At 67.4% G+C, this 13,777-nt stretch carries 10 protein-coding genes and 1 tRNA gene; 1 reads left to right on the plus strand and 10 read right to left on the minus strand.

What is annotated here, in order from left to right:
• Positions 1-52 precede the first annotated feature (52 nt).
• From ACOGXA_RS10330 to ACOGXA_RS10360, 7 genes are all read right to left on the minus strand, one after another.
• Complete coding sequence (locus ACOGXA_RS10330) at positions 53-1,375, minus strand: MazG nucleotide pyrophosphohydrolase domain-containing protein (RefSeq protein WP_419923791.1); 1,323 nt, start codon at positions 1,373-1,375, stop codon at positions 53-55.
• Between the two features lie 13 nt (positions 1,376-1,388).
• The gene (gene mfd / locus ACOGXA_RS10335; RefSeq protein ID WP_419923792.1) at positions 1,389-4,880 is read right to left on the minus strand and encodes a transcription-repair coupling factor; all 3,492 of its coding nucleotides are present in this window, start codon (positions 4,878-4,880) and stop codon (positions 1,389-1,391) included.
• Positions 4,881-4,938: 58 nt separating this feature from the next.
• Positions 4,939-5,550, minus strand: coding sequence for an aminoacyl-tRNA hydrolase (gene pth / locus ACOGXA_RS10340; protein WP_419923793.1), 612 nt, complete (start codon positions 5,548-5,550; stop codon positions 4,939-4,941).
• Between the two features lie 19 nt (positions 5,551-5,569).
• Positions 5,570-6,247 carry a 50S ribosomal protein L25 gene (locus ACOGXA_RS10345; RefSeq protein ID WP_419923794.1) on the minus strand — a complete coding sequence of 226 codons (678 nt, stop codon included), beginning with the start codon at positions 6,245-6,247 and terminating at the stop codon, positions 5,570-5,572.
• A gap of 53 nt (positions 6,248-6,300) precedes the next feature.
• Complete coding sequence (locus ACOGXA_RS10350) at positions 6,301-7,281, minus strand: ribose-phosphate diphosphokinase (RefSeq protein ID WP_419923795.1); 981 nt, start codon at positions 7,279-7,281, stop codon at positions 6,301-6,303.
• Positions 7,282-7,285: 4 nt separating this feature from the next.
• Positions 7,286-8,248, minus strand: a complete 963-nt coding sequence (locus ACOGXA_RS10355; protein ID WP_419923796.1) for an NTP transferase domain-containing protein — start codon at positions 8,246-8,248, stop codon at positions 7,286-7,288.
• 107 nt (positions 8,249-8,355) lie between these two features.
• A tRNA-Gln gene (locus ACOGXA_RS10360) sits at positions 8,356-8,428 on the minus strand.
• Positions 8,429-8,539: 111 nt separating this feature from the next.
• Here ACOGXA_RS10360 and ACOGXA_RS10365 point away from each other — a divergent pair.
• Positions 8,540-8,641: a 30S ribosomal protein bS22 gene (locus ACOGXA_RS10365; RefSeq protein ID WP_419847603.1), complete on the plus strand. Its 102-nt coding sequence runs from the start codon at positions 8,540-8,542 to the stop codon at positions 8,639-8,641.
• A gap of 11 nt (positions 8,642-8,652) precedes the next feature.
• On the opposite strand, the gene ACOGXA_RS10370 is transcribed toward ACOGXA_RS10365, so the two are convergent.
• The 3 genes from ACOGXA_RS10370 to ACOGXA_RS10380 all read right to left on the minus strand — a co-directional run bounded on the left by ACOGXA_RS10370 (position 8,653) and on the right by ACOGXA_RS10380 (position 13,722).
• Positions 8,653-9,363 carry a 4-(cytidine 5'-diphospho)-2-C-methyl-D-erythritol kinase gene (locus tag ACOGXA_RS10370; protein ID WP_419923797.1) on the minus strand — a complete coding sequence of 237 codons (711 nt, stop codon included), beginning with the start codon at positions 9,361-9,363 and terminating at the stop codon, positions 8,653-8,655.
• Complete coding sequence (gene rsmA / locus ACOGXA_RS10375) at positions 9,363-10,181, minus strand: 16S rRNA (adenine(1518)-N(6)/adenine(1519)-N(6))-dimethyltransferase RsmA (RefSeq protein ID WP_419923798.1); 819 nt, start codon at positions 10,179-10,181, stop codon at positions 9,363-9,365. Before rsmA ends, ACOGXA_RS10370 begins: the two co-directional genes overlap by 1 nt.
• A gap of 523 nt (positions 10,182-10,704) precedes the next feature.
• Complete coding sequence (locus ACOGXA_RS10380) at positions 10,705-13,722, minus strand: ATP-binding cassette domain-containing protein (protein WP_419923799.1); 3,018 nt, start codon at positions 13,720-13,722, stop codon at positions 10,705-10,707.
• Between the last annotated feature and the right edge of the window lie 55 nt (positions 13,723-13,777).

Genomic DNA, 13,777 nt, shown 5'->3' on the forward strand with positions numbered 1-13,777 from the left:
GGAGTTACAAAAGTAGACGATGAAATCTGTGTTGACCAGGATTGGCAGCAAATTACATCGAAGAAATTTCACGGGCTCGAATTTGCCCGCCGATGGTGCCGGCCAACACCCGGAGCTCTGATTCAGCATCCAAACCGGCTGCTTGGGCCGCCTGCACAGCCGCGTAGAGGCGACCGGCCACCGTAGCGGTGTCCACATCGGGAACCACCCCCACCGAACGGGCCTTGTGGATCACCTTGTCGGCGAACAACAGCGCAGGCAAACCCGGCGGAATGCCGTCCATCACCGAGGCCCGCCCCTTCTGCTCCCGCTTGATGGCCTCCCAGTTGACCAGCAGTTGGCTGGCATCGCCGGGATCGCCTTGATCCGAATCCGAGGAACCGAACACATGGGGGTGTCGGGACTTGAGCTTGTCGTGGATGCCCCGGGCCACGTCGGCCAAGGTGAACTGGCCGGCCTCGGCGGCCAGCACCGAGTGGAACACGATCTGATAGAGCAGATCGCCCAACTCCTCCTCCAACTCCTCGTAGCCCGACATACCGTCGGGATCCACCGCGTCGAGCGCTTCCAGCACCTCGTAGGTCTCCTCCAGCAGATGTCCCCGCAGCGACTGGTGGGTCTGCTCTCGGTCCCAGGGGCAGCGGCGGCGCAGTTCGCCGGCTAGATCGGCGAACCGGACCACCTCCCGGGCGATGGGCGCACCCATCTCGGCCACGTAAAGCGACGTGAGGTGGTCGGGTACCACCGTTTGGTCCAGATCGGCCCATGCCACTTCGAACACCGCTTCGTCGGGCAGGCCCAAGCGCTGCAAGACGATCACCTTCTCATCGGCCCCACCAGCGGGCGAGCGGTCGAAAGCGTCCAGCGCGGCCAGCTTGATGTCGCTCAGCACATGGACGGCGTCGCACTGGGCCACCAGCAGCGGTCCCCGCTCTCCGGCGGCGTCCACTGCAAAACGGCGCCCGTCCACCAACCGCACCCCGGCAGCCAGGGGATCGATGCCGACACGGTCCCAGGCCAGATCGGCAAACGACATACCGACCAACACCTCCAGATCCAAGCTGGGCACCGCCCGCAGCAACTCCACGGTGCGCTCGGCCACCAGGGGTGAGCCGGGCACGGCATAGAGCACATCCCCGGCGCCGGCCCGGGCCTCGGCCGCCAACCGGTCCACGATGGCCTGGTACACCTCTTCGAACGACGAAGCCCGGTCATAGAGGCCGTCGAACGACTCCGCAGGCTCTACCGCCTTCGTTGCGGGGTGGCGGCGGGTGCGGACGAAGCGGCGACTGGCCCGCTCGACAGCGTCGCGCACCTCCCCAGTGATCAGCTCAGAGCCAGCCGGTCCCAGCCCAACGACGATCACCTTGGCCATATCGCCTCCCCGGTCACGATGCCGCCGCTTTTGCGGGCTGTTCCTCGGGCGCCAAGTCGCGCAGGGCCGCGATGATGGCCCCCGCGGCGGCAGCAGCCGATTCTATGGGCAATACCAGCAACCCAGCGGTCTCCTGAAAGGTGGCTTTGGGGTAGAGGCGCTCCAAGCGGACCCGTCGGCTGGCCCGAAGCTCCACCGGGCTGAGCCGGGCCACCCACTTGGGACCCCCGAAACCGGGACCCTTGGCCACCGTCACCTCGCTGACCCCGGTGCGAAGGCACTCACACCGCAGTCGGGCCGCGTCCAACAGCGTCTGGGCGATGTCGGGTACAGGGCCGTAGCGGTCGACCCACTCGGCTGCCACGTCTTCTACCTCGTCGGGACTCTGGGCCGCGGCCAGCCGCCGGTAGGCCTCCAGCCGCAACTCCTCTTTGGGCATGTAGTCGGCGGGAATGGCCGCCGCCACCGGCAGGTCGATGCTGATCTCCACCGGTTCGGGCGGGATCTCGCCCTTCAACTCGGCCACTGCCTCGGTAACCAGCTGGCAGTAGAGGTCGTAGCCCACCGCGGCGATGTGGCCCGACTGGCCGGTGCCCAGCATGTTGCCCGCGCCCCGAATCTCCAGGTCGCGCATGGCGATCTTGAACCCCGCGCCCAACTCGGTGGCCTCACCGATGGTCTTGAGCCGCTCATAGGCCTCCTCGGTGAGCACCCGTCCCTCGGGGGCGAACAAGTAGGCATAGGCCCGGGCCCCAGCCCGGCCCACCCGGCCCCGAAGCTGGTGGAGCTGGCCCAGCCCCAGAAGATCGGCCCGGTCCACCACCAGCGTGTTCACGGTGGGCATGTCGATTCCCGACTCGATAATGGTGGTGCAAACCAGCACGTCGTAGGCATGCTCCCAGAAATCGATCACCACCTGCTCCAGAGTGCCTTCGTCCATCTGCCCGTGGGCCACCGCAATGCGGGCCTCGGGCACCAGCCCCCGCAGATCAGCGGCCACATGGTCGATGTCGGCCACCCGATTGTGAACGAAGAACACCTGGCCCTCCCGCAGGAGCTCCCGGCGGATGGCCTCGGCCACCGGGCGCTCGTCGTAGGCGCCCACGTAGGTCAAGATGGGCTGGCGGTCGGCGGGGGGGGTGTGCAGCAGGGTGAGGTCGCGGACGCCGGTCAGGCTCATCTCCAGAGTCCTGGGGATGGGCGTCGCGGTAAGGGTGATCACATCCACATCCGCCCGGATCGACTTGATGGCCTCCTTGTGGGTGACGCCGAAGCGCTGTTCCTCGTCCACCACCAACAGTCCCAGATTTCTAAAGGAGATGTCGCCCGACAACAGGCGGTGGGTGCCGATAACCACATCCACCGAGCCGTCGGCCAACCCGGCCACCACCTGGCGGGCCTGGCGAGGAGACAGAAACCGGCTCAGCACCTCCACTCGAATGGGGTAGCCGGCGAACCGCTCGCTGAACGTCTGGTAGTGCTGCTGGGCCAAAAGGGTGGTGGGCACCAGCACCGCGGCCTGGGCACCGTCCTGGGCGGCCTTGAACACCGCCCGAATGGCCACCTCCGTTTTGCCGAAACCCACATCGCCGCAGATCAGGCGATCCATGGGCACGGGCTGCTCCATGTCGGCTTTGACCTCGACTATGGCCTTGTGCTGATCGGGGGTGAGCTGATAGCCGAAAGCCGACTCCATCTCCGCCTGCCACGGGGTGTCACCGGAGAAGGCCCGTCCAGGCGTGGTTATCCGGCGCTGATAGAGCACCACCAGCTCCTTGGCGACCTCGCTGACCGCGGAGCGCACCCCGCTCTTGGTCCGCTGCCAGTCGGCGCCCCCCATCTTGCTCAGGTTGGGGGTCTCGCCCCCGGAGTAGCGGCGCACGGCGTCCACTTGGTCGGTGGGCACATACAGCTTGTCGCCGCCCCGGTACTCCACCAGCAGGTAGTCGCGGCTGACCCCGCCGATGGCCCGGGTGACCATGCCGCAGTAGCGGCCCACGCCGTGGTGGCGGTGGACGACGTGGTCGCCCGCGGCCAGGTCGTCCAGCTCCCGGGCCGCCGACTGGCGGGGGCGGCTGCGCCGGTGGGCCCGGCGGCGGCCGGTCAGATCGGCCTCGCCCAACACGGCGAGGCGGCACTCGGGCAGCACGAAACCCCGCTGAATGGGGGCCACCACCACGCCGCTCGCGCCGCGGGCTGCGCCTCCGAAGCCTGGCGATCCCTCCCCAGCGGCCCCAACCATTACCGGAAGGTCCACCCCGTGCTCGCGCAGCAGCGCGGCGGCTCGGCTAGCCGATCCGACCCCGTCGGCCGCCACCCGCAACTGGTACCCCTCGGCCAGCAGCCGGGATGCCTGGCGTACCGGGGCGGCCGGATCGCCGATGGCCGAGGCCCATCCCCCAACGGCTACCGACGGCATCGATGGCCCGGCGGGCACCGCGGTCATGGTCCACACCGGCGACGGGCAGGCCGCCAACAGCCGGTCGTATTCGACGTGCAGACGGGGGAACTCCTCGCCGGCCGCCCCCCAGGTCTGGGCCAGCACACCGGCTAGGTCGGCCTCTTCAGCGGCGATGTCGGCCGCCCGGTCCCGCAGCCGGCCCGGCTCCAGGAGCACCACCAAGGCGTCGGCGCCGAGACGGTCGGTGACGATCTGGTCGTCGCCGGCCAGCCACGGCAGCCACGACTCCATCCCATCGAAGAACTGGCCCTCTACCAGCCGCTCCCACTGCTCCCGACCCCAGGGGCGAGAGGCGATCAGCCGCTCCGCGGCCGCCCGAACGGCGGGGGTGGGCCGTACCTCCCGGGCGGGAAAGACGACAACCTCGCCCACCGGGCCGGTGGAACGCTGGTCGGCCACTGAGAACTCGGTGAGCCGGTCCACTTCGTCGCCCCACAGGTCGATGCGAACCGGGCTGTCGGCCGTGGACGGGAATACGTCCACGATGGAGCCCCGCACCGCGAACACGCCCCGATGCTCCACCTGCACGTCGCGGCGATAGCCCCGAGCAGCCAGCTCGGCGGCCAGCTCACCCAGGTCGATGCGGTCACCCTGTGCCACCGTCACCGGGGCGGTGTCGCCGGAATCTGGAACCAAGCGCTGGAGCAAAGCCCGCACCGGGGCCACCACCACCGGAGGGCAACCCCGCGGGTCGCCGAGCTGCCAGACGGCTTGGCAGCGGCGCCCCATCGTCTCCACACCGGGGCTGACCCGCTCGAATGGCAGGGTCTCCCACGCCGGGAACAGCGCAGCGGCACCGTCGAGCATCGCCGACAGATCGCCGGCCAAGCGCTCGGCGTCCGCGGTGGTTGGGGTGGCCACCACTACCGGGCGGCGCCCGTTCAGCTCGGCGATGGCGGCCAGCACCGCAGCCTGGCCCGATTCAGCCACCGCCAGCGAGGCGTCGCGGCGACCGAGCACACCCACCACCGCAGGCTCCGACGCCAGCGCGCGACCGAGACCGGCCAGCCCCGAGGCAGCAGCAGATACCGCGGTCGCGACCATCAGCCGAGCCTGCGGGCAATCAGTGGCATCTGCTCATCATCGGCGGGCTCGCACACCATCAGTTGAATCTGTTCATTACCACATCGACAGGATGGTCGAGCAGGGCCAGCGCGGCTTCGGCTGCCCTCTCCACCGCATCGTCCAGCACTTGGCGATCAGCCCGCCCTGGCCGCTTGAGCACATAGTCGGCGCCTGCTTGAGCGCTCGGGGGCTTGCCCACGCCGATGCGGATGCGGGTGAAATCGGCGGTGCGCAGGTGGGCTTTGATGGACGACAGACCGTTGTGCCCGGCCAGCCCTCCGCCGTGCTTCACTTTGATCCGCCCGGGGGGCAGGTCCAACTCGTCGTGGACCACCACGAAGCGGTCCAGGCGATCGGCCATACTCCAGCGGCGCACGAGCGACCGAGCGGCCTCACCGGATCTGTTCATGTAGGTCTGGGGGAAGGCCAGCACCACCCGACGGCCGCCCACCCGAATCTCGGCAACCAATGCGGCCTCCCGGCTCTTGCGCAACTGCTCGCCCTGGCCATCGGCCAAGAACTGCACCACCTCGGCGCCCACGTTGTGACGACTTCCGGCGTACTGATCGCCGGGGTTGCCCATCCCCACCACCACAAGGTCGGCGGGGGTGTTGGTGTGGTTCTTGCGGGTTCGCCAGCGGGGATGCACGGCGGCAGGCGCCGCAGACTCAGTCTGCGGAGTCTTCGGAGTCGGCGTCTTCGCCGGCAGCTTCGCCCTCTTCGGAGACAATCGGCTGACCGTCTTCATCCAGCTCGACTTCGACCTCTTCCTCGACCACAGCCTCTTCGATAACCGCCATCGAGGTGCTGGCCACCAGTTCTTCGGGATCGCCGGCCAGTTGGACCCCGTCGGGGAGCTCGATGTCGCCGGTTCTCAGCGTGTCGCCCATCGTCATCTCGCTGATGTCGATCGACAGCTCGTTGGGAATGGCCTCGGGCTTGGCCAGCACCCTGACGCTGAACGCCGCTTGGTCTACTACACCGTCTTCATTGTTGACCAAGGTGGCCTCGCCCACCAGCGCCAGCCGCACCTCAACCTCCACGGCCACATCGGCGTCCACCCGGATGAAGTCCACATGGATGACCTCGTTGCGCACCGGGTGGTGTTGCAAGTCCTTGACCAGGCCCAGTTGGCGGTCGCCGTCCACATCCAAGGTGAGCAGGGCGTTGAGGCCGGCGTCGGAGGTCAGGGCCGACCGCAGCTCGCGTGCGTCCACCGCGACGGGAACCGAATCCCCGCCCATCCCGTACACCACGCCGGGTATCCGCCCCTCGCGCCGCAGGCGGCGGGACGGACGGGTGCCCAGCTCGCGCTGGGTGTCGGTATTCAAGATCAGCTCAGCCATAGCGCAGTCTGGAATCTTACCCGCCGCCGGGTGGAAACGACTAGGGCTAAGAGCTACGAGAGGTTCTTGCCGCCGAAGATCTCGGAGACGGAGGTGTCCTCGAACACGGCGTCGATGGCGTCGGCGATGATTCTGGCCACCGACAGCACCTCGATCTTGTCGATCTGCTTGCTGGGCGACAGAGGCAGGGTGTTGGTGATGACCACCGTGGAGATCACCGAGTTCTTGAGCCGGTCGATGGCCGGGCCGGAGAACACACCGTGGGTAGTGGCGGCATAGATGGTGGCCGCGCCCCGGGCCGCCAGCGCGTCGGCCGCGGCCACGATGGTGCCGCCGGTGTCGATCATGTCGTCGATGAGCACGCAGGTGCGGCCTTCCACGTCGCCCACCACCTCTATGACCTCCACCGCGTGCTTGACGTCCATGGCCCGGCGCTTGTGGACGATGGCCAGGTCGGCGTCCAGTTCGTTGGTGTAGCGCTCGGCCACCTTCACCCGACCGGCGTCGGGCGACACGATCACCAGGTCGCCGTCGATGTCCTTGAGATAGTCGACCAGCACCGGCATGGCGGTCAAGTGGTCCCAGGGGCCGTCGAAGAATCCCTGGATCTGCCCGGAGTGGAGATCGACGCTCAGCATCCGATTGGCCCCGGCGGTGCGGAAGGAGTTGGCCATCAGCTTGGCGGTGATGGGCTCGCGGCCCGCGGCTTTGCGATCCTGGCGGCCATATCCATAAAAGGGGCACACCGCGGTGATCCGCTTGGCCGAGGCTCGCCGGGCAGCGTCCACCATGATGAGATGCTCCATTACCGCGTCGTTGATGGAGGCGTCGCCGTGGGCGGTGTGGCTTTGGACGATGAAGACGTCGGTGCCCCTCACCGACTCCTCGAACCGGCAGTGAATCTCCCCGTTGGCGAAGTCGGCGATGTTGGGCTCCACCAACTCCTCGCCGAGCGCCTCGGCGATCTCAGCGGCCAACTCGTGGTTGGCCCGACCCGAGATTATGGCCAGCTTCTTTTTGGTAACCAGTTCCATGGTCTCAGTTTCCTTCTGTCGAATCGGACGGAATCTGGGCGCCGGGCTCGAGTGTGATGTAGGCCCCGACATTGGCATCGGCGCCGATCTCGGCATCGGTGGCCGAGACCGCCTCCACCACCGCTCGGGGACCGACCACGCAATCGATCAAGTGGGTGTGGGGGCCGATGATCGCACCTTCGCCGATCACAGTCTGACCTCTCAGCACCACACCGGGGTGGATAACCACATCGGGGGCCAGCTTCACGCTCACGTCGATGTAGGCGCTGTGCGGCGCCATGATGCGCACGCCGGCGACCATCCAGTTCCGGTTGATCCGCTGGCGCATCTCCGCCTCGGCGAAGGCCAGCTGCTCCCGGTCGTCCACCCCCTTGGCCTCCACCCCGTCGATGGCAAACGACCCCGCTTCGTGGCCAGCCGAGGTGAGCACGGACACCGCGTCGGACAGGCTGTACTCAAGGCCGGAGTCGCTGGCCGCCAACCGGCGCAACGCCGGAGACAGCAGGCTGCGGCGAAAGCAGCAGATTTCCGCGGCCTCCTCCGCCGCGGTGGCCGCGGTGGCGGCCGCCCCAGAGGCTCGATGCCGGGCAATCAGCCCCCGCAGTGTCTGGCCCTGGATGAGGGGCATGTCGGCTGAGACCACCAGCACGTCTTCGTCGTCGACATCGCTGTCCAAAGCGGACAGGCCCAAGGAGGCAGCATCAGCGGTGCCCCGCTGCACGGGCTGCTCCACGAAGTCGATGGGCAAGTCGAAAGCCTCCTGAGTGACGTGCTTGGCCACTTCCTCGGCGCCGAAGCCCACCACCACGGCGACCTGGCGGGGATTCAACTCGGCCAGGGCGTCGAGCACATGCAGGAGCATGGCCCGGCCGCACAGGTCGTGGAGGGGCTTGGGCCGCCCCGACCGCATGCGAGCGCCCCGGCCCGCAGCCAAGACCACCGCGGACAAGGGCAGTGAATCAGACATCACGCCCTTGTCGGATCAGCGGACAAACCCGCAGTGCGAACGCCCATCGACAACACCCACTCTTTCTAGCGCGGCTGACGGGGCTGTGTGGTGGTTCAAGCCATCGGCTGGCGAGGCAGGACTCGAACCTGCAACCTCCTGGTCCAAAGCCAGGCGTTCTGCCACTTGAACTACTCGCCACTGGGCCCCTGCTGCGTAGCTGTCAGGCACCATTTTCAGGCTACTCCATTGCCACTGAGTGAGCCTTCGGGTTATTGCTGGGGGCGCTCGTCGGGCTAGCGTGTTCGCACCATGGGATCGTTGATCAAAAAGCGCCGCAAGCGGATGCGCAAGAAGAAGCACAAGAAGATGCTGAAGCGCACTCGCTTTCAGCGGCGAGCCCGCGGGAAGTAGCTCCCCTCATTTCAGCTCGGTTGGGGCTGAGCCGGAACGGTGCCAACCACGATGCGGCCTTCGCCGGGGTAGGCACCCTCCACAAACCAGGTCGAGCCGCTGCCCGCCAGCCGCGCCACCTGCCCGGTGGCCTGCTCCAGAGCCCGGCGATAGTCGCCAAGGCGGGGTTCGACCTCTAGAGCGGCCGGTTCCAAGTCGTTGCCGTTCGCTCCCTTTGGTCCGCCCATCTCATCCCAGCGGCGGTACACCGCCGGGGTGGAGCAGCCGAATGGGGGAATGAGCAGGGTAAGGGTTCGGGGAATGTGCTCCAGGGGCTGCACCAATTCGCCTATCCCCTGCACCCGGGCCCGCCCGCCCACCAGGCAGAAGGGGACATCGGCGCCCAGTTGAGCTGCTCCTCGGACATCGGCGTAGCCCGCCCAGCGGAGAATGGCAGCAGCGTCGGCCGACCCTCCTCCCAATCCAGCTCCCGGCGGAATCCGCTTGGTCACCGTTACACGGGCATTCACCCCAGCCAGGGCCAGCGCCCCAGTGATGAGGTTGTCGCCCGGATCGATGTCGTTTCTGCCGATCACAACCACTCCGCGCCCCGGCTCTACCTCCAGGGCGTCGGCCAGATCCAGCGACACCATCTCCGCATCAATCAGGTGGTATCCGTCGTCGCGCACCCCGGCAATTCGCAAAGACAGCGTGAGCTTGGCCGGCGCTGTGAGGGCAACCATCACCGCGAGGCTACGGCGGCCAGCTTGGACCAGTCGGCCAGGGTGAGCTGTTCGGGGCGGGCGGTGGCGGGAATGTTGGCCTTGTCGAAGCAGTCGGGGGTGAGGTGGGCGGCGAGGGAGCGGCGCAGCATCTTGCGGCGCTGGCCGAAGGCGGTGCGGATGAGGAAGAACAGGCGGTCGGGGTCGACTTCGACGGCTGGTTCAGGCCGGCGTTCCATCCGCACCACCGCCGATGACACTCGGGGCCGGGGGTGGAACACGGTGGGGGGAACCGGGCGGACGATCCGGGCCTCGCACCAGTAGGCCACCTTGAGGGTGGGAATCCCGTAGGCCTTGGTGCCCACCGAGGCGGTCAGCCGCTCGGCCACCTCCTGTTGGACCATGAAGGTGAAGGTCTCGATGCGGGGCTCAGTATCGAGCAGGTCCAACAGCAGCGGGATGGCGATGTTGTAGGGCAGGTTGGCCACCAGCGCCCACCGCTGGTCGGCGGCGCCGAGTTTGGCTCGCCACTCTCGGGTTGTGGCATCGGCGTGGACTATCTCCACGTTCGGTGCACTCACAACCTCCCGCAACGGCGCTAGCAGGTGGCGGTCGGCCTCAACAGCCAGCACCCGTTCTGCCTCGGCGGCCAACGCCACAGTGAGCGACCCCAAACCCGGTCCGATCTCCACCACCGAGCATCCCCGAAACAGCTCCGCGGCCCGGACCATGGCCCCGATGGTGTTCTGGTCGAAGACAAAGTTCTGCCCCAGAGCCCGACTGGGAACAATGTCGTGGCGGGCCAGCAGATTCCGCAGATCGCTTCGGCTAGGGGTCACAGCACCGACTGATCGGCTATTGCTCCGCCCGCCCCGCCAATCCACACCCGGTCAGGAATAGCCGGCATCCCTATCGGCATCGCCCGCAGATGGGACACACATCCGAAGTCGTGCTGCAAGCAAACCGGGCGACCTCAGAATCGCCGGTTATTGGGGATAGGAAGCCTTGCGGAATCTATGTTCTGCTGCTTGTACTTCTTCAGCCTCGCGGGGAAGAAGACGATGAGCCACCACTTGGACCGGAAGGGGTTACATAGTTTCCGGTGATAGCAGGGCTACCGCTTTCAACAAAGCTGGAGTCATGGGTAGGACCCACCGTGGACCCACTTCCCCCTCCCTTGCCTCCCCGGACCGCTTCTAGTTCGTCGTCGCTCAGCTCGCGCTCGGGAGCCCCCGCGTCGTTGACAGGTCCAGATTCAGGCTTCTTCGTCTTGCTCATGTCGTACCTCCATGTCGCTATGAAAATGTTAGAGCGAGTTTAGCCGCGGCAGCAAACGCCGTGGTTGGGCCACACCGGAGAGTCTTACAGCAGTTGGCGCTGCACCAGCTCTCGGAACGGTCCAGGAGCGGCCAGCAGCTCGTCGAAGCCGCCGACTTGAGCCACCTGACCTGAGTCAAGCACATATATCCGCCCCGCTTGCCGGATCGTCGACAGGCGGTGCGCGATCACAATGCGGGTGATGTCCAGCCTCTCGATGCCGCCCATCACCTTTGCTTGGCTAGGGGCATCGAGCCAGCTTGTTGCCTCGTCGAAGATCAGGATGCGCGGATTGCGCACCAGTGCGGCCGCAATGCGGATGCGCTGGACCTGGCCACCCGAGAAGATGCTGGCCCGGTCGCCCACCTGGGTCATCATCTGCATCGGCATCTCGGCTATGTCGGTTTCCAGCGCGGCCAACCGGGCGGCCGTCCACGCGTCGTCGAGGGTTAGATCCTCGGCCATGCCGATGATGTTCTCCGCCAAGCTTCCCGGTTGGAGCGCGCACTCCTGGGGCACGACGCCGATCTGACGGCGCACCGAACCCACGTCCAGATGGCGCAAGTCGCGGTCGTCGAAGTACACCGCGCCCAGCTCAGGCATTTCGAGGCCCAGTAACAGTCGCACCAGCGTGCTCTTGCCCGAACCCGACGCACCCACGATGGCCACAAACTCGCCGCGACGAGCAGACACGGTCACCTTGTCGAGCACAAGCGGCGCATCGGGGGCGTAGCGGAAGCTCACTTGATCCACGACCACGTCGCCCTCGATGCGAACAGGGAGAAGGGTCGCGTCGCCCCGCTCGGGCACCGCGGCGAGCACCGGGGCTATCTGCTCATAAGAGGTGAAGGCCTCGGCTAGCGAGTCGATCGCCCGGCCCAGACCGGCCACTGCGGCGTACAGGGTGAACGACGCGGTCAGCACCACCACGAAGTCGCCTGCGGAGATGCCGTCACCCCGGCTGATGGCCACGGCGCACAGCAAGGCCGCGAACCCGAAGGGGAATGCGGCGCCGAACGCCGCGAGATGCTCGTTGATGCGCGAACCGCGGACTTCGGCAAGCTGCTTGTTGCGGTACGCCTCGGCCCACGAGGCAAAAACCGCCGATTCCGCACCGCAAGCACGGATCTTGGCGATCCCTCCGATGAACTGGAACAGGCGTCCCGACAGCGTGCGCACCTCGGCATGCCAGCGGCGCTGATGAGGGATCTGCGCCAGCCCCAACCCGACCGTTACCGCCAAGGCTAGCGCCGTCATCGCCACTGCGGTGGTGGCGAGCACGGTGTCGTAGAGGTACAGCACGCCCAACGTGGGCAGAAGGAACACTGTCGACGCCACCACGCTGGCGACGGCACCAGACACCAGGTCGCGCAAATGCTGGAAGGTCGCCATGCGCACGGCCAGCTCGCCCGCGATCGTGTCGCGGAAGAACGGCAGAGGAAGCGCCAGCAGTCGATCCCACGCCGCCGCGCTGAGGCGAGCGCCGACGCGGGCCTCGACGCGCATTGTCATAGCGCCCCCGAACACCGCCAGCACCGTCCCGGCGACGCCGAGCACACCCAACGTCAATAGAATCGCGGCGACGGCATCGGCGCGAGCGAACGGCAGCGCCCAATCGGTCAGCGAGGCCAACGCGATGGCGGGGGCTTGGGCCAACAAGGCCGTGAGCAGTCCGGCCACGGCGAACCTGGTCAGGTCGACGCCCGCGCCTCGGCGTGCAACACGCAGCAGGTCGCGCGCAGCGATAGGCCGGTCGTCGCGCAGCTTCGGGTAGATGGCCCAGGCGGTGTCGGACCATTGCCCCGCAGAATCGGCGCTCACCCGCTGGGCTCGGCCATCGGCGCCGACGGCCCGGTAGCCACGCAAGCCGGGCAGCAAGGCGACGGATTCGCCGGTGTCTTGTCGATACCCCAAAAGCGCGCCGCTGTCGGAGCTCCACCACCGGTCTTCGGGGGCCAGGCGCACGCGCCGGGCCCGCAGGCCTGATGCCTCGACCACCTCCTCCAGCGTCAGCGGCGGTGCCGTCGCCGGGCGACGGGGCTCAGTGAATTCGATGCCGCTGTGGTGGCCGATCCGTTCGAGTGCCGCCATCAGAGCCGACCCGGGCGTGGGAGTCACAGCGCTCCGCCGCCGAGGCGCTGAGACAGAATCCAGCATGGTTCGGGCGCGCTCGCGAGCCATGCGCCGGTGAGCAGCCCGGGCGGTTTGCGCGTTCACCTCATCGGCCAACCGCAGGCGCCGGTTGAGCACTTCGGCGCGCATCGCTAGCCGAGCAAAGTCGTCGAGCGACCCGAGCAGTCGTCCTTCGTCCGCCAGATGCACCGAAGTGGCGATGTGCAGCCTGATGACGTCTTCGGGTGCGGAGCTAGCGAAGCGCTCTGAGTGCGCGCCCGCAATGACGGTGGCCCAGCTGTCGGCGGTGAGCGCCATCGCGCGCAGACGGTGTTCGTCGTCAACAGGAAGGGTCTCGGTGCCGAGATAGGCGAGATCGAACCCCGTTTCGGCGGTAGGACTGCAAGCCCACATAACATCGGGTCGCCGCGCCGAGATCACGCTGTCCAGCGTCACGGTGACCGCGTCTTGAGTATCGATCAGCGCGGTAGAGAGCGGGCGGTACTCGAAGTCGGCGGTGATGGCGTCGGCAAAATCAGTGATCCACTGGTCGGCTTGGCGGGCCAGCTCGGATAGTTCCCCGCGTACTGTGCCGCCCGTGCTGATCCCGGACTCCGCGGCACCAGCGCCATTGGCCAGTTCATGCAGACGGGCCGCTTCGATCCGCAACAACCGGGTGTCGGCCAGCCCTTTGGCCACGAGCATGACCGGGCCGTCGAGCGGCGGAGCGCCGAACACCAGCCGACCCTCCTCGGCGCGCAGCAGATGCTTGGCAGCCGCCGCGATGTCTCCGCCTTCTTGCTCGTAGCAGAAGACGTCGAGCGCTCCCTGTTCCACGAACCAGGCCGCTGCCTCGCCGTCGAGCCGGATCGGGGTATTGGCCGCCGAGGCGGTCGGCGCTCCCACGCGGGCGGCAAAGGCGGCGAGCCCCTGTGACGGTGGGTTGCTCATGGTGCTGCACCCGGTGCGCTGCTTGTTGTGCGAGAGGCCAAGCCGTCGGCGATCG

Origin of the sequence: Candidatus Poriferisocius sp. (genome assembly GCF_965208475.1) — a bacterium.
GTDB lineage: Bacteria > Actinomycetota > Acidimicrobiia > Acidimicrobiales > Bin134 > Poriferisocius.

Bases quoted from the DNA above. Each gene is read 5' to 3' on its own strand.
- ACOGXA_RS10330 (WP_419923791.1), bottom strand. From the start codon at position 1,375: ATGGCCAAGGTGATCGTCGTTGGGCTGGGACCGGCTGGCTCTGAGCTG.
- mfd (WP_419923792.1), bottom strand. From the start codon at position 4,880: ATGGTCGCGACCGCGGTATCTGCTGCTGCCTCGGGGCTGGCCGGTCTC.
- ACOGXA_RS10345 (WP_419923794.1), bottom strand. From the start codon at position 6,247: ATGGCTGAGCTGATCTTGAATACCGACACCCAGCGCGAGCTGGGCACC.
- ACOGXA_RS10350 (WP_419923795.1), bottom strand. From the start codon at position 7,281: ATGGAACTGGTTACCAAAAAGAAGCTGGCCATAATCTCGGGTCGGGCC.
- ACOGXA_RS10355 (WP_419923796.1), bottom strand. From the start codon at position 8,248: ATGTCTGATTCACTGCCCTTGTCCGCGGTGGTCTTGGCTGCGGGCCGG.
- ACOGXA_RS10365 (WP_419847603.1), top strand. From the start codon at position 8,540: ATGGGATCGTTGATCAAAAAGCGCCGCAAGCGGATGCGCAAGAAGAAG.
- ACOGXA_RS10370 (WP_419923797.1), bottom strand. From the start codon at position 9,363: ATGGTTGCCCTCACAGCGCCGGCCAAGCTCACGCTGTCTTTGCGAATT.
- ACOGXA_RS10380 (WP_419923799.1), bottom strand. From the start codon at position 13,722: ATGAGCAACCCACCGTCACAGGGGCTCGCCGCCTTTGCCGCCCGCGTG.